Raw genomic sequence first — 26,401 nt, forward strand, 5'->3', positions numbered from 1 at the left:
CGGGCCCAATTTCGTGCCTACATGCAGCGGACTCAATCAATGATGTAATCTCTGGCGTTCCCCTTGAGAGCGGAACGCCGCGCCGCCGGACCCGTTGACCGGCGAGAGAAGTGAGAAGAGGCGAAGTGGATATCTATACGATCATCTTCCTGGCGCTGGCGGTCTTTATTTTCCTGCGCCTGCGCAGCGTTCTCGGACAGCGCACCGGGAGCGAGCGGCCTTATGACCGTCCGCCGCGCCCGGTCGCACAGGGCACGCAAGACAACGTCGTTCCGATTCCGGGCAGCGCCGTCGATCAGGCGCCGCTGGCGCCGACTGCTGACGTGGCACCGGCCGACCGCTGGAAGGGGCTTGCCGAGCCCGGCACCCCGCTGGCGCAAGGGCTGGATGCCATCGTGGCGCAGGACCCCTCCTTCGATCCGCGGCATTTCCTCTCGGGCGCCCGCAGCGCCTATGAGATGATCGTGCTGGCCTTCGCCAATGGCGATCGCCGCGCGCTGAAGGATCTCCTGTCGTCGGAGGTCTATGACAGTTTCGAGACGGTGATCCGGGATCGAGAAAAGCACGACCAGAAGACCGAAACGCGCTTCGTCTCGATCGACAAGGCGGAGCTGGTGGGTGCGGAGGCGCGCGATCGCGCGGCCCAACTCACGGTTCGCTTCGTGTCCCAGATGATCTCCGTCACCCGCGATAAGGCCGGCACCATTGTCGATGGCAATCCCGACAAGGTCGCCGATATCACCGATGTCTGGACCTTTGCCCGCGACACCACCTCACGCGATCCGAACTGGAAGCTGGTCGGCACCGGAAGCGCCAACTGACGCGAGCGGCGCCGGGAGAATTGCCACCGCGTTGGTTTTGATAGCTGCCGCGCTGTCGCTTGCCGCGCAGGATGCGCAGGCGCGGCCACGATACTCGGCCCATCGCGCCGCCGAGCCGGCCCCCCGCCACGTGCCTTATCCCGCGCTGGACCTGCCGCTGGAAATCAGCAACTCGCAATATTCGCCCGTCGCCTTCGCGGATGTCATGGGCTGGAACGACGACGATCATCTCGCGGCCTACAAGGCATTTCGCATCAGTTGCCAGCCGATCGCGGTGCAGAACGGGCCGCCCGCCGATTCCAAGGCGCTCGGTACCTCGCTCCGCGATCCCTGCCGCATCGCCAGGGGCCTGGAGCTTTCCGACCGGGCCAAGGCAAAGGCCTTCTTCGAGGAAAATTTTCTGCCGCTGCGCATCTCGCGCCTTGGCGAAGGCGAGGGGTTCGTCACCGGCTATTATGAGCCGATCCTCGAGGGCTCGCGTGAGCAGAACGAGGTTTACACGGTTCCGATCTATCGCCGTCCCTCGAACCATTTCGTGAAGGGCCAGACGCAGGCTTCGGTAGGGTTGCCCAACAAGGGGCCGGTCTATCGCAAGATCGGTCGCCGCAAGCTCGTGCCGTACTGGGACCGCGCCGAGATCGAGGACGGCGCGATCGAGGGCCGCGGGCTGGAAATCGCTTTTCTGAAGAACCAGACCGATCTGCTGTTCGCGCAGATCCAGGGCTCGGCGCGCATCGAACTGCCTGACGGCTCGATGGTGCGGATCAACTACGACGCCCATAACGGCTATCCGTATACGCCGGTCGGCCGCATCCTGATCGAACGCAACATCATCCCGCGCGAGCAGATGTCGATGCAGAAGATCCGGGAATGGATGGAGCAGAACCCGGAAGGCGCCAACGAGCTGCGGCGGCAAAATCGCTCCTACATCTTCTTCCGCGAGGTGAACCTGTCAGCCACGGATGAAGCGGTTGGCGCGCAAGGCGTGCCGCTCACCGCCGGCCGCTCGATCGCGGTCGACAAGGCGCTGCACGTCTATGGCACGCCGTTCTTCATCGAGGGGGAATTGCCGATCGAATCGGCGCAGTCGAAGACGCCGTTCCGCAAGCTGATGATCGCGCAGGACACGGGCTCGGCGATCGTCGGTCCCGCGCGGGCCGACCTTTATTTCGGCGCCGGCGCGGAGGCGGGCAGGGTGTCGGGCCGGCTGCGGCACAATGCGCGCTTTGTGATGCTGCTCCCGAAAAGCCTCGATCCCGTCGCGCGCGGCCGCAAATTGCCGGTGCCGGATGCGCGGCCGTCGGAAAAAATCGCAAAACTGTTTCCGCAAGTCGATCCGCTGAAGGAAAGGCCCAGGGACGCGTCCGGGGCAAAGGAATCCGCAAAGAGCGTCGCGCCTGTTGCCCAGGCGACAACGGCACAGGCTCCAGCCGCAAAGCCGGTTCCGCTTCCGGAGGCGCGCCCGACGACCGCGCCCGCGCGTGAGATGCGCCGGCACCGTCGTTATCACCAGCGATGAAACGTCGCCCTCCGCAAATCCCCGATCTGTCCGCACCGAGGCGGAACCGCAGCCTGAGCGAGGAAGAGCGGGCGTTGTGGGAGAGCGTCGCAAAGCAAATCAAGCCGCTGCGCAAGAAGCCGCGCCTTGCCAAGGCCGGCGCGCCAGCGAAGCCGGAGGCTCTCGTGGCGACGAGGCCCGCCCATGTGCCGCATTCGCCCGTCCCGGTCAGAGCCGCGCCACCCAAACCGCAAGTGCCACCACTGGCACCCTTGGGCCGCCGTGAGCGCGCGCAGCTTTCTCGCGGCAGGAAGGAAATCGACGCGCGCATCGATCTCCACGGCATGACGCAGACGCGGGCGCATCGTGCGCTGTTTGCGTTTCTACAGCGGGCACACGGTGAAGGGCTGACCTTCGTGCTCGTCATCACCGGCAAGGGTAAGGTGGGCGGCGGCGATTCCGAACGCGGCGTGCTGCGCCGCCAGGTGCCGCAATGGCTCGGCCTGCCGGAATTCCGCGCGCTGGTGGTCGGCTTTGAGGAGGCGCATATCGGCCATGGCGGGGAGGGCGCGCTGTACGTGCGGGTGCGGCGGGCGAGGTTCTCGTAGCGTTTTCGAGCGAAGTGGGCACCGGTTCGCGTGAAGAAAACGCGTCAACACTAAAAAGGCCGGACGATCCCGACACGCGGGATCACGGTGACGATCCAGCCGAAGGCGTTCGTGCTCCGCTCTTTCGCCGGTATCGGCGGTACAGTCCTGGCAGCCGGGAGCATTTTCACCGCGTGCAGGATCAGGAACACGCACACCGCCCAGTTCGAGATCCAGCGCGAGTAATCGAACACGATCGCGAACATGACGAGATAGCCGGCGGTCACGATTGCGAGCGCCGCCATCACGATGCGGCGATGCGTCTCGCGCGCGAGCGCGTCAATCAGACGGGAATAGTATTGCCACAGCGGCGTGTGCAGCCAGATCAGCAATGCGAACACCGGCACGCCGAGGATGTTCGACGGCAGGCGCTGCCAGGTATCCTCGATTTCCTTCGTCAGCGGCTGGAACCAGATATAGGCAAAACTCAGCAGGCGCTCTTGCGAGGGGTCGGTCATCCGGCCCTGGAGGTAGCCGACGAAATCCTGCTGCGGCACTGCGGCCGTGCCGTAGAACTGCACGGCGATGAACAAGGGCCCGGTGATGACCAGCGCCGCAATACCCGCAATCGCATTTTGTCGTGTCACGCCCTGCACGAGGTAATGGCGCAGAATGACGATGACGGCGATGGTCGGCACATACATCAAGAGATGAATGTGGTGGATCAGTACGAGCACGACCGAGAACGCCGCGGCCAGCAGCACGTAAGCCACTGAGCGTGCCGGGATCAGCAGCAGCACGATCGCAAGCGCGCAGCCATAGATGTCGAAATGGCCGAGCGTGTGCATGAAATTCTTCAGGAAGAACGGCGAGCCGGCCATGAACACGAACAGCGGCAGATGCTCGTCGTCGAATCCGAATGTCTTGCGGAACAGCCGGATGAACAGGCCGAGCGTAATCAGCCATGTCACCCCGCCGAGCGCGAACACCAGCCACACCGGCACTTTCGACGTGAAGAGGCCGATGGCCGCGCCGATCAGCGCGCGCTTGGTGAAGCCGAAATGATAGTCGACCAGCAGATGGATATAGGGGACGTAGGGCGGCAGCGTGATCTTGTGCAGGAAGACGCCGAGGAACACGGCGGCATTGACGGCAAGCATCAGCCGCCAGGGATTTTGCCAGACCCGGAGATTCATCGACCACCCAAGAAAGATCAGGCGGCGTTATCACATGGCGGCCGTGGGGGAAGCAACGTGCGATAGGCCCGATGTCGTCCCGGACAGGCCAACGGGTCACGCGAACGCGTGCCCGATGATAAACTCCGCGCGATCCGGGACCCATACGCCGCGGCTGAAATGGTTGCGGCCGGTACTCGCGACCTTTTTCAATCGAGAGCACAACGCGGTATGGGTCCCGGCGTTCGCCGGGACGACAACGGTCAGAGAATGAACCGACTCAGATCAGCGTTCTTCGCCAAATCGCCGACGTGCTTCTGCACATAGTCGGCGTCGACCTTGATGGTTTCGCCATGCCGGTCGGGCGCGGCAAAGGAGATTTCGTCCAGCACCCGCTCCATCACGGTCTGAAGCCGCCGCGCGCCGATATTTTCCACCGTCGAGTTCACGGATACCGCGATATCGGCCAGCGCGTCGATCGCGCTGTCGGTGATGTCGAGCGTCACGCCTTCGGTCTTCATCAGCGCGACATATTGCTTGATCAGCGACGCTTCCGGTTCGGTCAGGATGCGGCGCATGTCGTCGCGGGTCAGCGCCGAAAGCTCGACGCGGATCGGCAGGCGGCCCTGCAACTCCGGCAGCAGGTCGGAAGGTTTTGCGATATGGAAGGCGCCGGAGGCGATGAACAGGATGTGGTCGGTCTTGACCGCGCCGTGCTTGGTCGAAACCGTGGTGCCCTCGATCAGCGGCAGCAGATCGCGCTGCACGCCTTCGCGCGAAACGTCGCCGCCGACGCGGCCGTCGCGCACGCAGATCTTGTCGATCTCGTCCAGGAACACGATGCCGTTGTTCTCGACCGCGCCGATCGCTTCCTGCGTGAGCTGGTCGGTGTCGAGCAGCTTGTCGGATTCCTCGTTGATCAAAAGCTCGTGGGAATCGGCCACCGTCAGTCGGCGGGTCTTGGTGCGGCCGCCCATCTTGCCGAAGATATCGCCGATCGAGATCGCCCCCATCTGTGCGCCGGGCATGCCCGGAATCTCGAACATCGGCATGCCGCCGGAGGATTGGGTCTCGATCTCGACTTCCTTGTCGTTGAGCTCGCCGGCGCGCAATTTCTTGCGGAAGGAATCACGGGTCGCCGCGCTGGAATTGGCGCCGACCAGCGCATCGAGCACGCGCTCCTCCGCCGCGAGCTGGGCTCTGGCCTGCACGTCCTTGCGCTTCTTCTCGCGGGTCTGCGCGATCGCAACCTCGACAAGGTCGCGGACGATCTGCTCGACGTCGCGGCCGACATAGCCGACCTCCGTGAATTTGGTGGCCTCGACCTTGAGGAACGGCGCGCCGGCGAGCTTTGCCAGCCGCCGTGCGATCTCGGTCTTGCCGACGCCGGTCGGCCCGATCATCAGGATGTTTTTCGGCAGCACTTCCTCGCGGAGCGAGCCGGTCAATTGCAGACGGCGCCAGCGGTTGCGCAGCGCGATGGAAACCGCGCGCTTGGCGTCGGACTGCCCGACGATGAAGCGGTCGAGCTCGGAAACGATTTCGCGGGGGGAGAAGTCTGTCATGGCCCTTAGCTAGGGTGAAAAGCCGTACTCGGCAAGCGGCGTCAGAGGATCGGCGGACCGGCCTGCCATTGCTTGATCGCCTCGAACGGGTGGATCAGCATGATGATGTTAAGCGTCAGATTGTCGCGAATGTGGAGGAGCATCGCGATCTCGAAAATAACGCCGAGCGCCACGGTCGCAGCGACAGGCAGTTTCCTGGCCAGCAGGAAGCCGATCACCATCCAGAGCGTATCGGACACCGAATTGACGATGGTATCGCCGTAGTAATCGAGCGAGATCGTGGCGGCGCGGTAGCGATCGATCACCCAGCTTGAATTCTCCGCCAGCTCCCACGTCCCCTCGATCAGCATGGCGATGATCAGCCGCGCCGGCCATACCAGCTTCGGAAAGGCGAGGAAGGTCGCACCATAGAACAACAGCCCATGCAGGATGTGCGAAAAGGTGTACCAGTCGGCGATGTGCTGCGAGTTCTCCGAACTCTGCACCGCGCCGTGCCAGAATTTGACATAGCCGCAGGCGCAGATCGGCAGCCGGCCCATGCCGTAGAGCAGCGCCGCCTGTAATACGAGCAGCAGTGCTGCGATCAGGAACCATTGCGCTGTCGTGATACGAGTGGCGACGGGGAGGCGTTGGTCGAGCGTCATGCGTGGCGCACCATCAGGAGGGCGATGCCGTCAGGTGTATCGACCAAATGGACTTTTTCAAAGCCCGCCTTTTCATAGGCGCGGATCGCACGGGCGTTCTCGGGGTCGGGATCGGTGATGACGCGCGGCGCACCATCGGCCAGCACGCGCTCGATGAAGGCGCGGATGAAGGCCGAGCCGTGGCCGCGGTCGACCATATCAGGCTCGCCGATGAACTGATCGACGCCGCGGGTACCCTTGGGGTGCTCGCCCAGCCCATTGTCCGGCCAGACCAGGGGATCGTAACACTGGATATAGGCGAAGGGGCGGCCGCCGGTCGCCACGATAAACTGGTCCATCGCCTCGACTTCGAGGTCACCGCTGACCAGTTCGAACTGTTCGTGGGTGTCGCCCCACCATTGCACGACATGCGGCTGCTTCAGCCAGTGCAGCACCAGCGGCAGGTCGGCTGATGTCATCGGGCGGAAGTCGTATGTCTCGCTCGTCATGCGTTGCGGATCATCAGCAGCGCAGCGCCGTCGGGCGTGACGATCTCGCGCTGCGGCACGAAGCCGGCTTTTTCATAGGCGCGGATGGCGCGCGGATTGCCCGGATGCGGATCGATCACGATCCGCGGCACGCCGCGCACGAACAGTTCGTCGATGAACGCACGGATGAAAGCCGAGCCGTGGCCGCGTCCGAGCATGCCGGCTTCGCCGATGAACTGGTCGAGACCGCGCGTGCCCGCCGGCTGCGGGCCAAAGCTCTCGTGCCATTCGCCGATCTGGTAGCACTGTAGATAGGCGAAGGGCCGGCCATCGAGGCTGACGATGAACTGCGCGAGATCGAAATGATCGAGGTCGCCACTGACGAACTCCAGCGTTTCGGGATCATGCCACCATTCGGCGACATGCGGCTCGCCGAGCCAGCGCCTGATCAGCGGCATGTCGTCCGCATTCATCGGCCGGAAGACGTAAGGCGCGGTCACCGGCCCGCCTCCTACAATGTCTCGATGGTCACATTGCGGTTGGTATAGACGCAGATGTCGGCGGCGATATCGAGCGAGCGGCGCACGATGGTCTCGGCATCCTTGTCGCTGTCGACCAGCGCGCGGGCGGCGGCGAGCGCGTAATTGCCGCCGGAGCCGATCGCCATCACGCCGGCCTCCGGTTCCAGCACGTCGCCGGTGCCCGTCAGCACCAGCGAGACATCCTTGTCGGCGACGATCATCATCGCTTCCAGCCGCCGTAGGTACCGGTCGGTGCGCCAGTCCTTGGCGAGTTCGACCGCGGCGCGGGTCAACTGTCCCGGATATTGCTCCAGCTTGCTCTCCAGCCGCTCGAACAGGGTGAAGGCATCGGCCGTGGCGCCGGCAAAGCCGCCGATCACGTCGCCCTTGCCGAGCTTGCGGACCTTTTTGGCGTTGGACTTGATGACGGTCTGGCCGATCGAGACCTGGCCGTCGCCGCCGATCACCACCTTGCCGCCCTTGCGGACCGTCAAAATCGTGGTGCCGTGCCAGACGGCCGGCTCGTTTGGGGATGCTTGCATGAAATACCTCGTGACCGGCCAGATTTAGGGGGTCGGCGCGGCCGTTACAATCGGGGCCGGATGACGCGGGATCCGGTCACCATGGGCCGAACTTCGGCGTTTTGAGCGTCATCCCGCAGTAGCGAAGGTAATATCTCCCTGTTAAAAGACCCGCGATTTCAGGGATTAGAAAGCAGCTTTCATGCGCACGGCGACCATCAAGCGCAAGACCAAGGAGACCGACATCGAGGTTTCGGTGAACCTCGACGGGTCAGGCGTGTCCAGGGTTTCGACCGGGATCGGCTTCTTCGACCACATGCTCGACCTTTTGGCCCGGCATTCGCGCATCGACATCACGGTCAAGGCCGACGGCGATCTCCATGTCGACCACCACCACACCACCGAGGACGTCGGGATCGCGCTCGGGCAGGCCGTGAAGCAGGCGCTCGGCTCGATGGCCGGCATCACCCGCTACGCCTCCATCCACATGCCGATGGACGAGACGCTGTCGCGCGTCGTGATCGACATTTCCGGCCGGCCGGTGCTGGTGTTCAAGACCGAGTTTCCGCGCGACAAGGTCGGCGAGTTCGACACCGAGCTGGTGCGCGAATGGTTCAACGCCTTTGCCATGAATGCCGGCGTGACTTTGCACGTCGAGACCCTATATGGCGAGAACAGCCATCATATCGCCGAATCCTGTTTCAAGGGTCTGGCGCGGGCGCTGCGCTCGGCCGTCGCGATCGATCCGCGCGCGGCCGGCGAGGTGCCTTCCACGAAGGGCTCGCTTGGCGGCTGAGTCCTTCGGAGCATGATCCGGAAAAGTGGGTACCGGTTTTCCGACAAGATCATGCTCAAAAACAAAAAGCTTCGGAGATGACGATGCCGGTCTATACGGTGCATGCCCCGGTAACGAGCAACATCGACCTGTCGACGACCGACAAGTTTTCGTTCGTGCGTGACGGGTTTCACTTCTGGGCCTTCGTGTTCGGCGTGTTCTGGCTCGCCTGGCATCGGCTGTGGCTGGCGCTGATCGGATGGATCGTTCTAATGGTCGCCGTTGACGTGGGTCTGCCGGCGCTCGGCGTCGGCCGCGGTGCCGTCTTCACGATCAATCTGCTGCTGGCGCTGCTGCTCGGGTTTGAAGCCGCCAGCCTGAAGCGCTGGACGCTGTCGCGGCGCAAATGGCGTCAGCTCGATATTGTCGTCGCCGATGACGAAGAGTCCGCCGAGCGGCGTTTCTTCGATCGCTGGACCGAAAGACAAGGCGGCGTGGTGAACAACCAATGGTCGGTCGACCGCGGCGGCCCGCCGCCGACCCGCAACATCCCCGGTCAGCCGTTCTCGAAGCCACCGCCGCCGCTGCCGCAGGGCGGCATCATCGGACTGTTTCCGGAGCCGGGAGGGTCGCGATGAGCGTTGCGATCATCGATTACGGCTCCGGCAATCTGCACTCTGCCGCGAAAGCGTTCGAGCGCGCGGCGCGCAGCATGGAAGATCCGCAGAAGATCATCGTGACGCGCGACCCCGACGCAGTGTACCGCGCCGACCGCATCGTGCTGCCCGGCGTCGGTGCGTTCGCCGATTGCCGCCGCGGGGTCGATGCCGTCAACGGCATGCTGGAAGCGCTGACCGAGGCCGTGCGTGTCAAGGCGCGGCCGTTCTTCGGCATCTGCGTCGGCATGCAGTTGATGGCGACGCGCGGCAAGGAGCATGTCACCACCGACGGCTTCAACTGGATCGAGGGCGACGTCGTCAAAATCCAGCCGCGCGAGGAAGACCTGAAGATTCCACACATGGGCTGGAACACGCTCGACATGGTCAGGGAGCACGCGGTGCTGGAACGACTGCCGCTCGGGCCAAAGGGCCGCCATGCCTATTTCGTGCATTCCTATCACCTCGCCGCCGCCAACGAGGCGGATGTGCTGGCCCGCGCCGATTACGGCGGGCCGGTCACCGCCATCGTCGGCAAGGACACGGCGATCGGCACGCAGTTTCACCCCGAGAAGAGCCAACGCTTCGGGCTGGCGCTGATCTCCAATTTCCTGAAGTGGAAGCCGTGATTCTCTTTCCTGCGGTTGACCTGAAAAACGGGCAGTGCGTGCGCCTCGAACAGGGCGATATGGCGCGTGCGACCGTGTTCAACCTCGATCCGGCGGCGCAGGCGCGTTCCTTTGCTGCGCAAGGATTCGAATATCTGCACATCGTCGATCTCGACGGCGCCTTTGCGGGCAAGCCGATGAATGCGCAGGCGGTCGAGGCCATGCTGAAGGCGGTCACCATGCCGGTGCAGCTCGGCGGCGGCATCCGCGATCTCAGGACGGTCGAAGGCTGGCTGGAGAAGGGGGTCGCGCGGGTCATCATCGGCACCGCGGCCGTGCGCGATCCGGATTTTGTGAAGGCGGCCGCGAAGAAATTCCCCGGCCGCGTCGCGGTCGGGTTGGATGCCCGTGACGGCAAGGTCGCGGTCGAAGGCTGGGCCGAGACCTCGCAGGTAACGGCACTGGAAATCGCGCAGCGATTCGAGGACGCCGGCGTCGCCGCCATTATCTTCACCGACATCGCGCGCGACGGGCTCCTCAAAGGCCTCAATCTCGACGCGACCATTGCGCTGGCCGAGAGCATATCGATTCCCGTGATCGCCTCCGGCGGTCTCGCCTCGATCGAAGATGTGAAGGCCATGCTGATGCCGCGCGCCAAAAAACTGGCCGGCGCCATCGCCGGCCGCGCGCTGTACGACGGCCGGCTCGATCCCGCCGCCGCGCTGGCGCTGATCAAGAGCGCCCGCGCGGCTGCCTAGGAGTTTTCCATGTTCAAGGTCCGCGTGATCCCCTGCCTCGACGTCAAGGACGGACGGGTAGTCAAGGGCGTCAATTTCGTCGACCTGCGCGACGCCGGCGATCCCGTGGAAGCCGCGATCGCCTATGACGCCGCCGGCGCCGACGAGCTCTGCTTCCTCGATATCACCGCCACCCACGAAAACCGCGGCACCATGCTGGACGTGGTCCGGCGCACGGCGGAAGCCTGCTTCATGCCGCTCACCGTCGGCGGCGGCGTGCGCACCATCGACGACATCAGGGTCCTGCTGCGCTCGGGCGCCGACAAGGTTTCCATCAACAGCGCGGCGGTGGCGCGGCGGGAATTCGTCAGGGAAGGCGCCGAAAAATTCGGCGAGCAGTGCATCGTGGTGGCGATCGACGCCAAGCGGGTGCAGCGGGCAGGCGGCTCGGACCGCTGGGAAATCTTCACCCATGGCGGGCGCAAGTCGACCGGAATCGATGCCATCGAATATGCCCAGGAAGTGGTCTCGCTCGGCGCCGGCGAAATCCTGTTGACCTCCATGGACCGTGACGGGACCCGGCAGGGCTTTGACCTGCCGCTGACCCGGGCCATTGCCGACAGTGTCCCCGTACCGGTAATCGCGTCCGGCGGCGTCGGCAATCTCGACCACCTCGTCGACGGCATTCGCGAGGGCCACGCCACCGCCGTGCTGGCCGCCTCGATCTTCCACTTCGGGGAATTTACCATCCGACAAGCCAAGGAGCACATGGTGCGGTCCGGCTTGCCGATGCGGCTCGATCCCTGACGACTCCCTGTCACGAAAATGCTATGTGACGTGCAGATGGCGCCGGGGACGATGGCGCCTACCTAGTTTTTGAGTTGAGTAATGTCGCGTTTCACGGTTCACGATCTGGCCGCCACCATCGATGCCCGCGCCGCCTCCGGCGGGGAGGCCTCCTACACCCGAAAGCTGCTCGACAAGGGCGCGGAGCATTGCGCCAAGAAGCTTGGCGAGGAGGCGGTGGAGACGGTGATCGCCGCGATCGAGAACAACCGCGATCATCTGATCGCGGAAAGCGCGGATTTGCTGTTTCACCTGCTGGTGCTCTTGAAGGCGCGCGGCGTGAAGCTGGAAGATGTCGAGGCGGCGCTCGCGCAGCGCACGGGAATGTCTGGACTGGAAGAGAAGGCTTCACGCAAGCGGGAGTGATACGCGCATGATCCGGACCCGAAGGACCACGTTAGTGCAAAGTGGAACCCGGTTTTCCGAACAGATCGTGCGCAAAAAATAGGGCGCTGCCATGGATATTCGGGCACCGGAACAGCAGTACAATCCATATCGCGTCTTCACGCGCGAGCAGTGGGCTCGCCTGCGCGACGACACGCCGATGACGCTGGAACCTGGTGAGTTCGAACGGCTGCGTTCGCTCCACGATCGCCTCGACCTGCAGGAGGTTGAGGACATCTATCTGCCGCTGTCGCGCCTGTTGTCGATCTATGTCGATTCCACCACCCGCCTGTTTCAGGCGCAGCGCCAGTTCCTCGGCATCCGCGACCGCAGCGTGCCCTACATCATCGGTGTGGCCGGCTCCGTCGCCGTCGGCAAATCCACCACCGCGCGCGTGCTACAGGCGCTGCTGGCGCGCTGGTCGCCGCGGCCCAAGGTCGAGATGGTGACGACCGACGGCTTTCTGTTCCCCAATGCCGTGCTCGAACGGCAGGGCCTGATGCAGAAGAAGGGCTTTCCGGAAAGCTACGACCTGCCGACGCTGTTGCAGTTCCTCTCCGATATCAAGGCCGGCCGCCGCCCGGTGCGCGCGCCGGTCTATTCGCATCTGACCTACGACATCGTGCCCAACGAATTCATCGAGGTCGACCGTCCCGACATCTTGATCGTCGAGGGCGTCAACGTGCTACAGACCGGGCGGCTGCCGCGTGACGGCAAGGCGGTGCCTGTTGTCTCCGACTTCTTCGACTTCTCCGTCTATATCGATGCGGACGAATCGGTGCTGCGCGCCTGGTATGTGAAGCGGTTCCTCGCGCTGCGCGACACCGCCTTCGCGGACCCGCGGTCGTACTTCAAGCGCTACGCCCTGCTGTCGGACGACGAGGCTACCGCAACCGCGATCGCGATCTGGGAACGCACCAACCTCGCCAATCTCGAGGACAACATTTTGCCAACCCGCCCGCGCGCGACACTGATCCTGAAGAAGGGCGCGGACCACGTGGTGCAGACGGTGGCGCTGCGGCGGCTGTAGTTTTGGCGCGCAGGGCGCCGCGGAAAACACCGTCATTGCGAGGAGCGTTAGCGACGAAGCAATCCATCTTTCCCCGCGGGGATAGATGGATTGCTTCGCTTCGCTCGCAATGACGGGGCGAGAGCCTGGCTCTAAGCCGCGATATGCCGTGACGCCGTCAATCCCGCCAGCGCTTCGGCGAGCTTTTCCCGATCCAGCGGCTTGATCAAAAAGCCGTCCATGCCGGCTTCGAAGCAGGCATAGCGGTCTTCCACCAGCGTATTGGCGGTCAGCGCCAGGATCGGCGTCTGGCGGCCGGGCTGGCCGGCCTCAAAGCCCCGGATGCGGCGGGTGGTTTCGATGCCGTCGAGCCGCGGCATCTGAATGTCCATCAGCACGAGGTCGTAAGGCGCGCCCGCGGAACGCGCGGCCTGCCAGGATTCCAGCGCCTCCTCGCCGTTGGTGGTGAGGACGGCGCGATGGCCGAGCCGGGCCAGCAGCGAGCGCATCAGAAGCGCGTTGATCTCATTGTCTTCCGCGACCAGGATCGAGAGGCCGCTTGTCCCCGCAGCCTTGGCCTCGGCCTGTTCGGCCTCGACCGGCGGTTCGCCGGCGATGCCGGGCTCGCCTGCGATGCCGGGCGCGACCACTTCCGGCGCCGCCGTCAGCCGGGCCGCCAGCGATGCCGCGCGCAACGGCTTTACGAGGTAGCCGGTAAAGGCGGAAGCCAGCGAAGGCTGTAATTCCTGGCGCGAGGACGGCGTGAACATGACGATGCGCTGCGTCGCGTGCATGCGCGCGGTCTCGCAAAACCTTTCGAGATCGGCCATGCCGAGCGCGTGATCGATCAGGATCGCCTGCCATGGCCGCTCCGGCAGCAGCGCCTCCGCGACCGCGATGTCCGAAACCAGGCAGGTCTGGCCGCCCCAGCGCTCCAGCCGCCGCGCGATCAGCGAGGCCTCGATGCCTTGCGGCGACACCACCATGAACGACTGGCCGGAGAGATCCGGTGCGACAAAGGTCTTTTGCCCGTTGCTGGCGGACGCGGCGAGCGGGATCGACACCTCGAAGGTCGAGCCGGCGCCCGGCTTGCTCTCCAGCGTGATACGGCCGCCCATGCGCTTGACGATGCGCTCGGAAATGCTGAGGCCGAGACCCGTGCCGCCATAGCTTCGCGCGATGCCGTCATTGGCCTGCTCGAACTCGCGAAAAATGCGCTCGCGTGCTTCGGGCGCAATGCCGATGCCGGTGTCGCGCACCAGAAAGGAGATTTCGCCCGGCCAGATGCCGGGCTCGACGATCAGCGCGACGCCGCCGGCCGAGGTGAACTTGATGGCGTTGCCGGCGAGGTTGAGCAGCACCTGTCGCAGTCGCGCCGCATCGCCGACCGCTTCCAGCGGCAGCCGCTCGTCGACATAGGCGGCGATCTCGATGTTCTTGGCCTCCGCGCGCGGCGCCAGCAGTTCCGTGACGTCCTCGATCAGCACCGGCAGCGCAAACGGGCGGTACTCGAGGTCGAGCTTGCCGGCCTCGATCTTGGAATAGTCCAGCAGCTCCTCGATCAGCGCGAGCAGCGCGTCGCCGGAGGTTTTCACCGCCTTGGCGTAGGTCGCCTGCTCGGCGGTCAACTGCGTATCCAGCAAGAGGCCGCTCATGCCGATGATGCCGTTCAGCGGCGTGCGGATTTCGTGAGAGGCCATCGCGAGGAAGCGCGATTTGGCGCGATTGGCAGCATCGGCCTGGTCGCGGGCCTCGGTGAGGGCGCGCTCGCTCTCGGTGCGGTCGGTGACATCGCGGCCGACGCTCTGGAGCTCGGCCGGCCGGCCGGCATCGTTGCGCACAAAGCCCTCGCGCCAGGCGATCCAGCGCGGTCCGACGGCGGTCGCGATCTTCTGGTCGTGCATGCGCGTGCCGTTCGGCTCCAGCGCGCTGTCGCCCTGCTCGAGCACGGTCAGTATGCTCTCGCGGCCGATCAGTTGTTCGCGGGCTGCTCCCGCGAGTTCGCAATAGGCGTCATTGGCGAAGGTGATGCGGCCTTCGGCGTCGCGCAGCACGATCAGGTCGCCCTGCGATTCGAACAGGCTGCGGGCGCGCGCCTCGGCTTCCTGCAATTCCCAGTTCCGGTCGGCCAGCGCCTCGTTGTGCATGACGATCTTGCGCATCTTCTTGCGCACCAGGCGCAGCCGGAAGCTCAGGGTCGCCAGTGCCAGGCACGCCAGCGCGAACAGGAAGCTGGCGCCGATCGCAAAGGCATGGGGATCGTAGCCGGAGTGCGGAGACGTGCTTCCCGCGATGAATCCGTAAGCGCCGCCGAACGCCGCGGAGAAGATCATGAGCGAGCGGACGGCGGATATCAGCAGGGGGTGCCGGCGTGAGAAGCGGCGAATATGCAGTTTGATCCGGAATGCCCGTCGCATCGCGTTTCCCGCTTGCTTGATTTGCCCTGTGCCGCCGCGCGTCACGATGCGGCGGCGACCTTGCGAAGAGTTTGAAGACCGCATCGCCCGCGCGCGGGCGATGAAAACAGGGTTAACGTCTGGTTACAGCGACGCTGCCCGCACCCGCGCCGGCTCGCCGCGCGCGCCGACGATCAGCGCCGCCGCATCGCGCGCCGAGAAGGTGTTCGAATGAACGAAGATCCGGTAGTCGGCGGGTCCCTCGGCCGCGAGATAGATCACGGGTTCGGACGCCGCAGGACTGGCGGAGATCGAGACGAGCTGCGCCGACGGATTGGTCTGGCAGCCGCCGGCCTCGGCATTGTCGATGTCGTCGATCACGGCGAAGTCCGCCGATTCGGCGTTCTCCGTGATCAAAACCCTGACGGTTGCCAGCGCCGGATCATCGGTGAAGGCGACGTGCCGCTCGGCTTGCCAGAACAGGGATGTGAGCTGCACCGACCTGTCGGCCACCGCGATGCAGGGCCTTGACGCCGCGAACAGTTCGCCGCGCGCAAAGAAGGCGACAATCGCCAGGGGAATGGCCGAGGCCAGAACTTTGAAACGCAACATGGGGTACTCGCCAACCAGCCCTGAGGAACGCAAGGGCTTATGGTTGGTGGAGTCTAAAGAAGAGTGGTTACTGCCGCGTTGACGAGCGCGATTGCGATTAGGGAAGTTTAGGCCGCGCGGCGCAGATCGTCGGCCAATGCACGATAGGACAGCGCTTCGGCCAGATGCAGCCGGCCGATTTTTTCCGCGCCGTCGAGGTCGGCGAGCGTCCGCGCGACGCGCAGCACGCGGTGATAGCCGCGCGCGGTCAGATGCATGGTCTCGGCGGCGTCGCGCAGCAGCTTTTGTCCCTGTGCATCGGGTTGGGCAATGGTTTCCAGCAGCGAGGCGGGCGCTTCCGCATTGGTGCGAACGTGCGGCATGCCCGCGGCTTCATATCGCGCGAGCTGAACGTCACGTGCCGCGGCAACGCGGGCCGCTACTTCCGCCGAGCCTTCGCTCGGCGGCGGCAGGATCAGGTCGGCCGCGGTCACCGCCGGCACCTCGATCCGCAGGTCGATGCGGTCCATCAGCGGACCGGAGATGCGCATCTGGTAATCCGCGGTGCAGCGGTCGATCCGGCCGCGCTTGCAGGAATAGCCGGGTTCATAGGCGTGGCCGCAGCGGCAGGGATTCATCGCCGCCACCAGTATGAAGCGCGCCGGATAGGTGACGCGGTGGTTGGCGCGGGACACCGCGACCTCGCCGTTCTCCAGCGGCTGGCGGAGCGAATCCAGCACGCGCGGATCGAATTCCGGCAACTCGTCGAGGAACAGCACGCCCTGATGCGCCAGCGAGATCTCGCCGGGTTTTGCGCGCATGCCGCCGCCGGTGAGCGCCGCCATGCTGGCGGAATGATGGGGTGCGCGGAACGGCCGCCGCGCGGTCAGCGCGCCGTCGCGGATTTCGCCGGCGACGGAAGCGATCATCGACACTTCCAATAGTTCCGACGGCGACAGCGGCGGCAGGATCGAAGGCAGCCGCGCCGCCAGCATCGATTTTCCTGCGCCGGGCGAGCCGATCATCAAGAGGTGGTGCCCGCCGGCGGCGGCGATCTCCAGCGCGCGCTTGGCGCTCTCCTGCCCCTTGATGTCGCGCAGGTCGAGCAGTGCTTCCTCGCGCTCATGCACTTTCGGCGATGGCCGAGACAGCACCTGCGTGCCGCGAAAATGATTGGCAATCTGGATCAGCGAACTCGCCGCAATGATCTGGATGTCCGGGCTCGCCCACGCCGCCTCGCTGCCGCAGGCCGCCGGACAGATCAGGCCTTCATCACGCGAGTTGGCGCCGATCGCCGCCGGCAACACGCCCGCGACCGGTGCGATTGATCCGTCGAGCCCAAGTTCGCCCAGCACCGTGAAGCCGCTCAATGCATCCGGCGGAATGGCGCCGATGGCGGCCATCAGCCCGAGCGCGATCGGCAGATCGTAGTGGCTGCCTTCCTTCGGCAGGTCGGCGGGCGCGAGATTGACCGTGATCCGCCGCGCCGGCAGCGCCAGCCCCGAGGCGATCAGCGCCGAGCGCACCCGTTCGCGCGCTTCCGACACCGCCTTGTCGGGCAGGCCGACGATGGCGAAGGCCGGCAGTCCCGGCGCGACCTGCACCTGCACGTCGACCGCCCGGGCCTCGATCCCCTCAAAGGCTACCGTGGAAACCCGCTGAACCATGCCGCCCCTCTTCCGGAGCGGAAGGTAGCGGAGGCAGCGAGGTTCGGCAAGAACATTAAGAGAACAGAAAATGAGTCTGAAATCAATGACTTACTAAGCACTTGATTCTTATCATAGAATCGGCTATATTGGACTCAATCCGCTGAATACCTGTAAAGGGTGGAAACACCTGTTAAGGGAAACCTTCATCGGAGGGAGAGGGTGTTTCGCCCTCGCCGGGGGCTTCTTAGGCCCCCGTTTCTTTTACGGCAGCCACTTTCGGCCCCATCCGTCAATTTGACCTGTTTTCGGATTCCTAGCGTAGTGTGTCCGATCAAGAATCTCGACTATTCTTTTGCCAAAGGCCGCCTTCATTGGTTCGCCGGTGAAAACGGCCTTAAGGGCCTGATGGCTTGGATTCGCAATCATCTCTACAAGCTGAAGTCCGCAAACATTGTTCGGCTTGGGATCGAATTTCAGCTCATGTGAGGTTAGGCAACGTTGAACAATATTGGGCGGAATGTGCTCCGTTCCATTTCGGTAAATGTACCGAAACGAGTTCTTCAGTGCCTTATCGACCTTAGGGTACCTCGGCTCAGCGACAACGTCGCCGGTGAGATGATGCCGATTGAGCCACAGAACATACCGCTCCACCAAGGTACGCATGCAATAATGGTACGGATTGAAGTGCCATACTTGGTAGCGATTAACGTGTTCGTGCTTGTCGATGATGACCGTATTCGCGATATAGGGCAGGCGCTCGATTAGTTGCAGGATTTGATTCTCCCACGCTGCATTCGTCGTAGGGTCACGTAGGGCTTCGAAGGGTGCTTCTTTTCGAAGAATTTCTTTCCTGTGCAAAATCACCGGATTGTTGATCGGATGGTGATTAAAGAAAGTCGTTTTGATGCGCTCGATCTCTGGCCTAATAATGTTGTCATGACTGCGTACTTTGGTCGTAATCCCAGTAATGCTTAGGAAGCGCTCGGACGGCGTCGTAACGTCGTCATTGCCGACCTCGTCAATGTATAGACGGCAAGTCATGCCAAGGGGCTACGGTGGTCAGCGGAAGCCTTTGGTGGTCTGCAAACACTCGGAATAGGTGTCAAGAACCCACTTCCGATCAGCAGTCGTCCACCCCGAGCTGAGGTCACCGGTATGAAATGCCTTCCGTTCGATCCGTTGTATATCTAACAGCAAACGGTAGGCGACGTGTTCGGGCGAGTTTTCGCCAATGTGAACTACGGGGGCGTCGGCCATGGGAATCTCCAGTTGTTGCCTGAAGGCGTACAACTGCAGCGAGTCGCCAAACCCCTGCAAGCTCCAAAACGCCTAGACGTTTGATTTCGGTGGAGAACACCACGAACCAAAACCAACAGGGAAGGGGGCAGCCTGGCTGCCCCCAAAAGCGTTACCCTAAAGCTGCATCACCATCGCGGCTGGATAATAATGGAATCCGTCACCGGCCTTGGCGATGTTGCCGAAGCCCGGCCAGGCGTAGTGATAGGACATGACCGGCAGCTTGTTGGTCGCGATCATGTCGAGCAGCTTCACCCGCGTCGCCGCTGCCTGTTTCGGATCGGTGTCATAGGAAAACTCCATCCGTGGCTTCTCAAGCAACAAAATGTGGTGGTGCGAGAGGTCGCCGAGGAAGACGAAGGATTTGCCGGCCGAAGACACCGTGAAGATGGTGTGGCCGACGGTGTGTCCGGGGGCTCCGATCGCCTGCACGCCGGGCAAGAATTCCTGGCCGTCCTTGATGAAGACGATGCGATCGCGCACCGGCATCAGGTTCTTGCGGGCGTGAACCACAAAGTCCTTCAAGTCGCTCCCGAGCTTGCCTTCGTCGGTCCAGAAATCGAAGTCGGCCTGCGTGATGTAGTACTGCGCATTCGGGAACAGCGGCTTGCCGTCGTCGCCGACGATGCCGCCGATATGGTCGATATGGGCGTGCGAGCACACCACCGCATCGATGTCGCCGGGCTTGATGCCGGCTTCCGCCATGCTCTTCTGCTGCCGGCCGGTCGTCGGCCCAAACGCTTTCGAGGTGCCCATGCCGGTGTCGAACAGGATCAGCTTGTCGCCGGTGTTGACGATCGGCGAGTTCTGCTCGAGCACGACATTGTTGGGATCGAGGAAGTTGTCGGAGAGCATCTTCTTCACTTCGTCATCGGACACGCCGACGAAGGTGCCCTTGGGCGGACCGAGCGGCAGCGGGCCGTCGGAAACGACGGTGACTTCGGCATCGCCGAGCATGAGGCGATGCCAGTAGGGCGTCTGCGTGCCGAGCTTGGGCGCGCGGGCGAGCGCGGTGCCGCCGAGCATGGTCGAGGCGCCGAGGCCGGCGCCGAGGGCAAGGAGAGAGCGTCGCGATAGTTGGGTCGTCATTCGTTCCTCCACATTCTCGTTTTTCGTTGCGGCGACCGCCCAGCCCCACGCACGGCGCGCGCATCTACATGCTGCGCCCGCCCTGACAAGCTGGCAAGTGGTCTCAGTCTGGAACGAATGCAGGGCTGAGCAAGCCGCCGCGCATGATCAGGCTTTGGCGCGCTTGGCCTCGATGGTATCCCAGATCATTGCCGCCACATCCGGCCCGTTCAGCCGCTGGATCGCGCGGATGCCCGTGGGCGAGGTGACGTTGATCTCGGTGAGATTGCCGTCGATCACGTCGATGCCGACGAACAGGAGTCCGCGCTCGCGCAGGGCCGGGCCGAGCGTGGCGCAGATTTCGCGCTCGCGCGGCGACAGGTCGGTGGCATGCGCGGCGCCGCCGCGGACCATGTTGGAGCGCAGATCGTCCGCCGCCGGCACGCGGTTGACGGCGCCGGCGAACTCGCCGTCGACCAGGATGATGCGCTTGTCGCCATGCTTCACCTCGGGGAGGAAGCGCTGGATCACCCAGGGCTCCCTGAAGGTCACCGAGAACATGTCGAACAGCGAGCCGAAATTCATGTCCTGCGGCATGATGCGGAACACCGCGGCGCCGCCATGGCCATGCAACGGCTTCATCACGACCGCGCCGTGCTGGTCGCGGAACGCGTTGATCTCGTCGAGATCGCGCGAGATCAGCGTCGGCGGCATCAACTGCGGAAAGTTCATGACGAACAGTTTTTCCGGTGCGTTGCGCACGGAAGCGGGGTTGTTCACCACCAATGTCTTCGGATGAATGCGCTCCAGGAAATGCGTCGAGGTGATGTAGGCGAGGTCGAACGGCGGATCCTGCCGCAGCAGGATCACGTCGAATCCGTTCAGCGCCTCGCGCTTCGGCTCACCCAACGTGAAGTGATCGCCGACCTCGTCGCGCACGGTCAGCAATTGCACCGGCGCCACCAGCTCCTCGCCGACCAGCGAAAGCTTGTCCGGGGTGTAATAGGAAATGCCGTGGCCGCGCTTTTGCGCTTCCAGCAGCAGCGCGAAGGTGGAATCGCCGCGGATGTTGATGCGCGCGATGGGGTCCATCTGGACGGCGACGTTCAATTTCATTGGGAAGGGTCCGGCTTGGAGGGAGGTATCTTAGGGACTAGCGTCGAAGGCGGCCAATAAATGGCGCGGCAGGCTTTTCGGCGCAATCAGCATGGCGTCGAAACGCAGCTCGAATTCGGCATGCTCGGGATGCGCCATCAGCCAGGCCTGCGCAGCCGCGATGATGCGCTGCTGCTGGCGCGGCGTCACGGCGTAGGCGGCGTCATCCAGGCTGGCGCGGGCTTTTACCTCGATGAAGGCGACCAAATTGCGCCTCTTTGCCACCAGGTCGATCTCGCCATAGGGCGTGCGGAAGCGCTTTGCGAGAATGCGATAGCCTTTGGCGATCAGCCAGGCGGCCGCACGGCTTTCCGCGGAAAGCCCGGTGCGAAAGGCGGCCACGCGCTCCGGTGAAGCGGTTTTTGCGGCGGGCTTTGGCGGCGCGGCGTCGTCAGTCTTCGCCATGCCCGCCCCGGATTTCTTTCGCGAGCTCGAGCGCGCGGGCATAGACCTCGCGGCGCGGCCGGCCGGATAGTTCAACGGCATGTGCGACGGAATCCTTGACGCTGTCGCGCTGGAGCGAGGAACGCAAGAGATCGTCGAGCTCGCCTTCCGCCATGACTTTTGCGCCGGCGGCGGGCGGGCCGATCACCAGCACGAACTCGCCGCGGGTTTCCAACGTGTCCGCCTTTGCCGCCAACTCGGCGAGGGACGCGCGCAAAATGTCCTCGTGCAGCTTGGTCAATTCGCGGCAGATCGCGCCGTCGCGGCCTCCCATGATGCCGGCGAGATCGCGCAAGCTGTCCTGCACGCGGTTGCCGGATTCGAACATGACCAGCGTCGCGTCGATCTTGGCAAGCTCCGCCAGCCGGGCGCGGCGTGCGCCCTCCTTGGCCGGCAAAAATCCCTCGAAGAAAAATCGATCGGTCGGCAGCGCGGCCACGGACAGTGCCGTCAGGACCGACGAAGCGCCCGGCACCGCGATGACGGCGTGCCCGGCGGCGCAGGCCTCGCGCACGAGCTTGAAGCCGGGGTCGGAAATCAGCGGTGTGCCGGCGTCCGATACCAGCGCGATCGACGCGCCCTGCGCCAGCCGCTCGAGCAGTTTTGGGCGCGCGGTGGCGGCGTTGTGCTCATGGTAAGGCGAAAGCTGCACTGATATCGCGTAGCGCTCGGTCAGGCGGCGGGTGATCCGCGTGTCCTCGCAGGCGATCAGGTCGACGCCGGCCAGCGTCTCCAGCGCCCGCAATGTGATGTCGCCGAGATTGCCGATGGGGGTGGCGACCAGATGCAGGCCGGGAACCGGCTTCGGCGCCGTCAGGACATGGCCGGCAATGGAAAAAGAGCGGGTGGAAGAACCCGTTTCCTCCTCAGACCCGTATATTGATCCGGCTTTTGGGCGCATAATGTCAATCTAGAGGGGAAGGCGCGCTGACGCCATTGGTGTTGGGGGTACAGCGCAGCGGCGGGCAAGGACGGCTCCTGCAATTGGCAACGCGGCCACAGGACCTTATCCTTTTGGCTTGGTTAACCAATCGCCGACACTATGTCTGAATCCATGCCCCCCGATCGTCTGGAGCAGGGAGTCCTGGCCGATCCCGGTCGGTCAAGAGAAGAGATGGAATGACGGATCCGCTCGATCCCAAATCTAAGCCGCCGGCGGCGACCCGGCGTACGGCGATTGGCCTCATTCTCGGTGCGCCCCTGCTCGGGGCCTGCGCCAGCGTCCAGCAAACCTTTAGTCAGTTCGGCTCGCAGCCTGAGGGGCCCGCCGGACCGCCGCAAGAGGGCGTCGCGGTCGGCACTGGCCAGATCAAGGTCGGCCTGGTCCTGCCGCTGTCGGGCGCCGGCAATGCCGGCGTCGCCGCCCAGTCGATGAAGAATGCCGCCGAGATGGCGCTGGCGGAATTCCAGAATCCGAACATCCAGCTCCTGATCAAGGACGACGGCGCAACACCGCAAGGCGCCGGCCAGAGCACGCAACAGGCGCTGAGCGAAGGCGCCGAGATCATTCTGGGGCCGCTGTTCGCGGTCTCGGTTCCCGCCGCCGCGCAGCTCACCCGCACCCGCGGCGTGAACGTGATTGCGTTCTCCACCGATTCCAGCGTCGCCGGCCGCGGGGTGTATCTGCTGAGTTTCCTGCCGGAGTCCGACATCAACCGGATCGTCGACTACGCGGCGGGCACCGGAAAGCGATCCTTTGCGGCGCTGGTGCCTGATAACGCCTATGGCAATGTGGTGGAGGCGGCGTTCAAGCAGGCGGTCGGCCGCAGGGGCGGACGCATCGTCGCGTTCGAGAAATATGGCGCCGACCGTTCCACTCCGGCGCGGACGGTGGCGCAATCGCTCGGTTCCGCCGACGCGCTGCTGATTGCCGATGACGGCGAGTCGGTGGTGGCGACGGCGGATGCGCTGACCGCGGCGGGCGCCAATTTGCGGAACATCCAGTTGCTCGGCACCGGCCTGTGGGACAATCCGCGGGTGTTCGCGAGCCAGTCGCTACAGGGCGGTCTCTACGCCGCGCCCGATCCGTCGGGCTTCCGGGCATTCGCCGGCCGCTATCGCAGTCGGTTCGGCAACGACCCGGTCCGCACCGCGACACTCGCCTATGACGCGGTCGCGCTGGTCGCCGCGCTGGCGCGGACGCAAGGCGGGCAACGCTTCGCCGCGGAAACGCTCACCAATCCGTCGGGCTTTGCCGGCATCGACGGCCTGTTCCGCTTCCGCTCCGACGGCACCAATGAGCGCGGGCTCGCCGTGATGAAAGTGACCACCGGCGGCGGCGTCGCGGTCGCGGGCTCGCCGAAGAGTTTTGGGGCGTAGGCCTCCCCCCCCCCAATTCCTACTGTGCATGGGGTTGTTTTGCGTTTTTTGGTTTGGCCGCCTTGATTCCGGCCCGAATCGGCTAGGCCGCCAGATCCGCCACGACGGCATCCAGCACGGGAAAACCGTCTTTCGTCACCCGCAGGCGGCCATCCGCATCGACGGTGATCGCGCCTTCCTCACGCAGCACGGCGATGCGGCCCGGATCGAGCGAGCGGCCCGACAGCGCCTGATAGCGCCGCGGGTCGATACCTTCGGCCAGCCGCAACCCCATCAGCAAATATTCGTCAGCGCGCTCTTCGCTGTTGAGGCGCTCGTCGGTGACGACGCCGTGGCCGTTGGCCTCGACGCGCATCAGCCAGGATTCGGGGCGCTTTTCGGTCGCGGTCGCGTGGCGGGCGCCTGATATGTCGAGACGGCCGTGGGCGCCGGGGCCGATGCCGGCGTACTCGTCGCCGCGCCAGTAGACGAGATTGTGCCGGCACTCGGCGCCTGCGCGGGCGTGGTTGGAAATCTCGTAGGCCGGCAGGCCGTGCCCGGCGCAGACCTCCTGCGTGACGTCATAGAGCGCGCGGGCGGTCGCCTCATCCGGCGTCTGCAATTTGCCCGCGGCGTGCAGGCCGAAGAACGGCGTGCCTTCCTCGATGGTGAGCTGATAGAGCGACAGGTGCTCGGCGGCTTCCGAGATCGCCAGCTTCAACTCATCGGCCCACATCGTAGGCGTCTGATTCGGCCGCGCGTAGATCAGGTCGAAGGAATAGCGGTCGAAGGCGGAGCGGGCGATCGCGACCGCGTCGAGCGCCTCGCGCGCACTGTGCAACCGGCCCAGTGACTTCAGCGAGAGATCGTCGAGCGCCTGCACGCCGAGCGACACCCGGTTGACGCCGGCGGCGCGATAGCCGCGGAACCGCGTTGCCTCGACGCTGGTCGGGTTGGCTTCCAGCGTGACCTCGACGTCGCCGGCCACGCGCCAGTGTTTGCCGATCGCATCCAGGATCGCGCCGACGGTCTGCGGCTGCATCAGCGATGGCGTACCGCCGCCGAGAAAGATCGAGCTGACTTCGCGCCCCGGTGCGCGGGACGCGGTGGTCGCGATCTCACGCGCGAAGGCGCGGACGAAGCGGTCCTCATCGACGGCAGCGTGGCGGACGTGGCTGTTGAAATCGCAATACGGACATTTCGACAGGCAGAACGGCCAGTGCACATAGACGCCGAAGGCAGGCTTGTCAGCGGCCATCGAGACAGATCTCCGCCAGCTTCACGAAAGCGCGGGCGCGGTGCGACAGGCCAAGGCCGAGCGGCGGCAGGCCGTGCTTTTCGAGGCTGGTCATCTCGCCGAAGGTACGCGTGTGCCCGTCCGGCAGGAAGGCCGGATCGTAGCCGAAACCGGCGGTGCCGCGCGGCGGCCAGACCAGGGTTCCATCGGCGCGTGCCTCGACTTCCTCCAGGTGATCGTCGGGCCAGGCTACGCACAGCGCCGAGACGAAATGCGCCTTTCGTTTTTCAGGCGCGGTGGCGCCGCGCTCTTGCAACAGGCGCTCGATACGCGTCATCGCGGCCATAAAATCCTTGTTCGGGCCGGCCCAGCGCGCTGACAAGATGCCGGGCGCGCCGTCGAGCGCGTCGACCACGAGGCCGGAATCGTCGGCAAAGGCGGGAAGCTTCGCGGCCTTCGCCGCCGCGATCGCCTTGATCGCTGCATTGGCGCGAAAGGTTTTTCCGGTCTCTTCGGGCTCGCCAAGGCCGAGTTCGCCGGCCGAGATCGCCTCGACCCCGTGCGGTTCCAGAAGTTCGCGCATCTCGGCAAGCTTGCCGGGATTGTGGGTCGCGATCACGAGTTTTCCGGTGATTCGGCGGTGCATGGCTGAAGCAGACTACGCCACCGCCATCTTCTGCAAGTCGACCAGACGCGCGACACCTTTGCGCGCCAGCGCCATCAGCGCCAGAAACTCGTCCTGCGAGAACGGGGTTTTTTCGGCGGTGCCCTGCACCTCGATGATGCGGCCATCGCCGGTCATGACGAAATTGGCGTCGGTCTCGGCCTCGGAGTCTTCGGCATAGTCGAGATCAAGCACCGGCGTGCCGTTATAGATGCCGCAGGAGACTGCGGCGACATTGTCGCGCAGCACGTTGGCCTTGATCATGTTGCGCGTCTTCATCCAGTTGATGCAGTCGGCGAGCGCGACCCAGGCGCCGGTGATGGACGCGGTGCGCGTGCCGCCATCGGCCTGGATCACGTCGCAATCGACCGTGATCTGGCGCTCGCCGAGCGCTTCCAGGTCGATCGTGGCGCGCAGCGAGCGGCCGATCAGGCGCTGGATTTCCACGGTACGGCCGCCCTGCTTGCCGGCGGAAGCCTCGCGGCGGGTGCGTTCCAGCGTGGCGCGCGGCAGCATGCCGTATTCGGCGGTGACCCAGCCGCGGCCCTGGCCCTTCAGCCAGGGCGGCAGGCGCTCCTCCAGCGTGGCGGTGACCAGCACATGGGTGTCGCCGAATTTCACCATGCAGGAACCCTCGGCATATTTGACCACGCCGCGTTCCAGCGAGACGGGGCGCAGTTCATCGGGTGCACGGCGGCTCGGCCGCATGGGACTCTCCAAAATCGGGGTAAATCTGCGGCTGCTTGTAGGTGGGGGAGCGCAGCGCGGCAAGCCTGATTCCGGGTGCAA

29 protein-coding genes are annotated in these 26,401 nt (G+C 64.5%); 11 read left to right on the forward strand and 18 right to left on the reverse strand.

Annotation, left to right across the window (positions count from 1 at the left end; genetic code table 11):
• Window positions 1-125 precede the first annotated feature (125 nt).
• The 3 genes from JQ628_RS17860 to JQ628_RS17870 all read left to right on the forward strand — a co-directional run bounded on the left by JQ628_RS17860 (window position 126) and on the right by JQ628_RS17870 (window position 2,927).
• Window positions 126-821 carry a Tim44/TimA family putative adaptor protein gene (locus JQ628_RS17860; protein ID WP_212224136.1) on the forward strand — a complete coding sequence of 232 codons (696 nt, stop codon included), beginning with the start codon at window positions 126-128 and terminating at the stop codon, window positions 819-821.
• 151 nt (window positions 822-972) lie between these two features.
• Window positions 973-2,340 carry a murein transglycosylase A gene (mltA, locus tag JQ628_RS17865; protein ID WP_349628081.1) on the forward strand — a complete coding sequence of 456 codons (1,368 nt, stop codon included), beginning with the start codon at window positions 973-975 and terminating at the stop codon, window positions 2,338-2,340.
• Window positions 2,337-2,927, forward strand: a complete 591-nt coding sequence (locus JQ628_RS17870) for a Smr/MutS family protein (RefSeq protein WP_212224138.1) — start codon at window positions 2,337-2,339, stop codon at window positions 2,925-2,927. Before mltA ends, JQ628_RS17870 begins: the two co-directional genes overlap by 4 nt.
• Before the next feature lie 50 nt (window positions 2,928-2,977).
• Here the strand turns inward: JQ628_RS17870 and JQ628_RS17875 are convergent, their stop codons facing one another.
• The 6 genes from JQ628_RS17875 to hslV all read right to left on the reverse strand — a co-directional run bounded on the left by JQ628_RS17875 (window position 2,978) and on the right by hslV (window position 7,820).
• The gene (locus tag JQ628_RS17875) at window positions 2,978-4,102 is read right to left on the reverse strand and encodes a hypothetical protein (RefSeq protein WP_212224139.1); all 1,125 of its coding nucleotides are present in this window, start codon (window positions 4,100-4,102) and stop codon (window positions 2,978-2,980) included.
• Between the two features lie 242 nt (window positions 4,103-4,344).
• The gene (gene hslU / locus JQ628_RS17880) at window positions 4,345-5,646 is read right to left on the reverse strand and encodes an ATP-dependent protease ATPase subunit HslU (protein WP_212224140.1); all 1,302 of its coding nucleotides are present in this window, start codon (window positions 5,644-5,646) and stop codon (window positions 4,345-4,347) included.
• Between the two features lie 41 nt (window positions 5,647-5,687).
• On the reverse strand, window positions 5,688-6,290 hold the full coding sequence (locus JQ628_RS17885) for a DUF2585 domain-containing protein (protein WP_212224141.1): 603 nt from the start codon (window positions 6,288-6,290) through the stop codon (window positions 5,688-5,690).
• Window positions 6,287-6,778 carry a GNAT family N-acetyltransferase gene (locus JQ628_RS17890; protein WP_212224142.1) on the reverse strand — a complete coding sequence of 164 codons (492 nt, stop codon included), beginning with the start codon at window positions 6,776-6,778 and terminating at the stop codon, window positions 6,287-6,289. The genes JQ628_RS17885 and JQ628_RS17890 overlap by 4 nt, the downstream gene beginning before the upstream one ends.
• Complete coding sequence (locus tag JQ628_RS17895) at window positions 6,775-7,257, reverse strand: GNAT family N-acetyltransferase (RefSeq protein ID WP_212224144.1); 483 nt, start codon at window positions 7,255-7,257, stop codon at window positions 6,775-6,777. Before JQ628_RS17895 ends, JQ628_RS17890 begins: the two co-directional genes overlap by 4 nt.
• A gap of 11 nt (window positions 7,258-7,268) precedes the next feature.
• A complete protein-coding gene (hslV, locus tag JQ628_RS17900; RefSeq protein WP_212224145.1) occupies window positions 7,269-7,820 on the reverse strand; it encodes an ATP-dependent protease subunit HslV in 552 nt (183 codons plus the stop codon).
• Between the two features lie 181 nt (window positions 7,821-8,001).
• Here hslV and hisB point away from each other — a divergent pair, with 181 nt between their 5' ends.
• The 7 genes from hisB (at window position 8,002) to coaA (ending at window position 12,835) form a co-directional block, all read left to right on the forward strand.
• Window positions 8,002-8,595, forward strand: coding sequence for an imidazoleglycerol-phosphate dehydratase HisB (hisB, locus tag JQ628_RS17905; RefSeq protein WP_212224146.1), 594 nt, complete (start codon window positions 8,002-8,004; stop codon window positions 8,593-8,595).
• 83 nt (window positions 8,596-8,678) lie between these two features.
• On the forward strand, window positions 8,679-9,212 hold the full coding sequence (locus tag JQ628_RS17910; protein WP_212224147.1) for a DUF2628 domain-containing protein: 534 nt from the start codon (window positions 8,679-8,681) through the stop codon (window positions 9,210-9,212).
• Window positions 9,209-9,859, forward strand: a complete 651-nt coding sequence (gene hisH / locus JQ628_RS17915; protein WP_212224148.1) for an imidazole glycerol phosphate synthase subunit HisH — start codon at window positions 9,209-9,211, stop codon at window positions 9,857-9,859. Before JQ628_RS17910 ends, hisH begins: the two co-directional genes overlap by 4 nt.
• Entirely contained in the window at window positions 9,847-10,596 is a 750-nt protein-coding gene (gene hisA, locus JQ628_RS17920; RefSeq protein WP_212224149.1) for a 1-(5-phosphoribosyl)-5-[(5-phosphoribosylamino)methylideneamino]imidazole-4-carboxamide isomerase, read from the forward strand. Before hisH ends, hisA begins: the two co-directional genes overlap by 13 nt.
• A gap of 9 nt (window positions 10,597-10,605) precedes the next feature.
• Window positions 10,606-11,382: an imidazole glycerol phosphate synthase subunit HisF gene (gene hisF, locus JQ628_RS17925; protein WP_212224150.1), complete on the forward strand. Its 777-nt coding sequence runs from the start codon at window positions 10,606-10,608 to the stop codon at window positions 11,380-11,382.
• An 81-nt stretch (window positions 11,383-11,463) separates the two neighbouring features.
• Window positions 11,464-11,787 carry a phosphoribosyl-ATP diphosphatase gene (locus JQ628_RS17930; protein WP_212224151.1) on the forward strand — a complete coding sequence of 108 codons (324 nt, stop codon included), beginning with the start codon at window positions 11,464-11,466 and terminating at the stop codon, window positions 11,785-11,787.
• Between the two features lie 91 nt (window positions 11,788-11,878).
• On the forward strand, window positions 11,879-12,835 hold the full coding sequence (gene coaA, locus JQ628_RS17935) for a type I pantothenate kinase (protein WP_212224152.1): 957 nt from the start codon (window positions 11,879-11,881) through the stop codon (window positions 12,833-12,835).
• 131 nt (window positions 12,836-12,966) lie between these two features.
• Here coaA and JQ628_RS17940 read toward each other — a convergent pair whose 3' ends face one another.
• The 9 genes from JQ628_RS17940 to rsmI all read right to left on the reverse strand — a co-directional run bounded on the left by JQ628_RS17940 (window position 12,967) and on the right by rsmI (window position 22,314).
• Window positions 12,967-15,231, reverse strand: coding sequence for a PAS domain-containing hybrid sensor histidine kinase/response regulator (locus tag JQ628_RS17940; protein WP_212224154.1), 2,265 nt, complete (start codon window positions 15,229-15,231; stop codon window positions 12,967-12,969).
• 123 nt (window positions 15,232-15,354) lie between these two features.
• Complete coding sequence (locus tag JQ628_RS17945; RefSeq protein WP_212224156.1) at window positions 15,355-15,822, reverse strand: hypothetical protein; 468 nt, start codon at window positions 15,820-15,822, stop codon at window positions 15,355-15,357.
• 107 nt (window positions 15,823-15,929) lie between these two features.
• Complete coding sequence (locus tag JQ628_RS17950; RefSeq protein WP_212224158.1) at window positions 15,930-17,468, reverse strand: YifB family Mg chelatase-like AAA ATPase; 1,539 nt, start codon at window positions 17,466-17,468, stop codon at window positions 15,930-15,932.
• A 243-nt stretch (window positions 17,469-17,711) separates the two neighbouring features.
• The gene (locus JQ628_RS17955) at window positions 17,712-18,491 is read right to left on the reverse strand and encodes a DUF3800 domain-containing protein (RefSeq protein ID WP_212224160.1); all 780 of its coding nucleotides are present in this window, start codon (window positions 18,489-18,491) and stop codon (window positions 17,712-17,714) included.
• 18 nt (window positions 18,492-18,509) lie between these two features.
• Window positions 18,510-18,707, reverse strand: a complete 198-nt coding sequence (locus tag JQ628_RS17960) for a hypothetical protein (RefSeq protein WP_212224162.1) — start codon at window positions 18,705-18,707, stop codon at window positions 18,510-18,512.
• A gap of 156 nt (window positions 18,708-18,863) precedes the next feature.
• Window positions 18,864-19,835 (reverse strand): MBL fold metallo-hydrolase, encoded by a 972-nt coding sequence (locus JQ628_RS17965; RefSeq protein ID WP_212224163.1) that lies wholly within the window; start codon window positions 19,833-19,835, stop codon window positions 18,864-18,866.
• Between the two features lie 147 nt (window positions 19,836-19,982).
• Window positions 19,983-20,930 (reverse strand): glutathione synthase, encoded by a 948-nt coding sequence (gshB, locus tag JQ628_RS17970; RefSeq protein ID WP_212224164.1) that lies wholly within the window; start codon window positions 20,928-20,930, stop codon window positions 19,983-19,985.
• Between the two features lie 30 nt (window positions 20,931-20,960).
• Window positions 20,961-21,374, reverse strand: coding sequence for a YraN family protein (locus JQ628_RS17975; RefSeq protein WP_212224165.1), 414 nt, complete (start codon window positions 21,372-21,374; stop codon window positions 20,961-20,963).
• Window positions 21,361-22,314, reverse strand: a complete 954-nt coding sequence (gene rsmI / locus JQ628_RS17980) for a 16S rRNA (cytidine(1402)-2'-O)-methyltransferase (protein ID WP_212224166.1) — start codon at window positions 22,312-22,314, stop codon at window positions 21,361-21,363. The genes JQ628_RS17975 and rsmI overlap by 14 nt, the downstream gene beginning before the upstream one ends.
• A gap of 218 nt (window positions 22,315-22,532) precedes the next feature.
• Here rsmI and JQ628_RS17985 point away from each other — a divergent pair, with 218 nt between their 5' ends.
• Window positions 22,533-23,732 carry a penicillin-binding protein activator gene (locus JQ628_RS17985; RefSeq protein ID WP_212224167.1) on the forward strand — a complete coding sequence of 400 codons (1,200 nt, stop codon included), beginning with the start codon at window positions 22,533-22,535 and terminating at the stop codon, window positions 23,730-23,732.
• 82 nt (window positions 23,733-23,814) lie between these two features.
• On the opposite strand, the gene hemW is transcribed toward JQ628_RS17985, so the two are convergent.
• From hemW to rph, 3 genes are read right to left on the reverse strand one after another with little or no spacing between them, the layout of a single operon-like run.
• The gene (gene hemW, locus JQ628_RS17990; RefSeq protein ID WP_212224169.1) at window positions 23,815-24,969 is read right to left on the reverse strand and encodes a radical SAM family heme chaperone HemW; all 1,155 of its coding nucleotides are present in this window, start codon (window positions 24,967-24,969) and stop codon (window positions 23,815-23,817) included.
• Entirely contained in the window at window positions 24,959-25,594 is a 636-nt protein-coding gene (gene rdgB / locus JQ628_RS17995; protein ID WP_212224171.1) for an RdgB/HAM1 family non-canonical purine NTP pyrophosphatase, read from the reverse strand. The genes hemW and rdgB overlap by 11 nt, the downstream gene beginning before the upstream one ends.
• A gap of 12 nt (window positions 25,595-25,606) precedes the next feature.
• Window positions 25,607-26,320, reverse strand: coding sequence for a ribonuclease PH (gene rph, locus JQ628_RS18000; protein ID WP_212224173.1), 714 nt, complete (start codon window positions 26,318-26,320; stop codon window positions 25,607-25,609).
• Window positions 26,321-26,401: the final 81 nt, after the last annotated feature.

The organism is Bradyrhizobium lablabi, assembly GCF_018129385.1.
Lineage (GTDB): Bacteria > Pseudomonadota > Alphaproteobacteria > Rhizobiales > Xanthobacteraceae > Bradyrhizobium > Bradyrhizobium lablabi_C.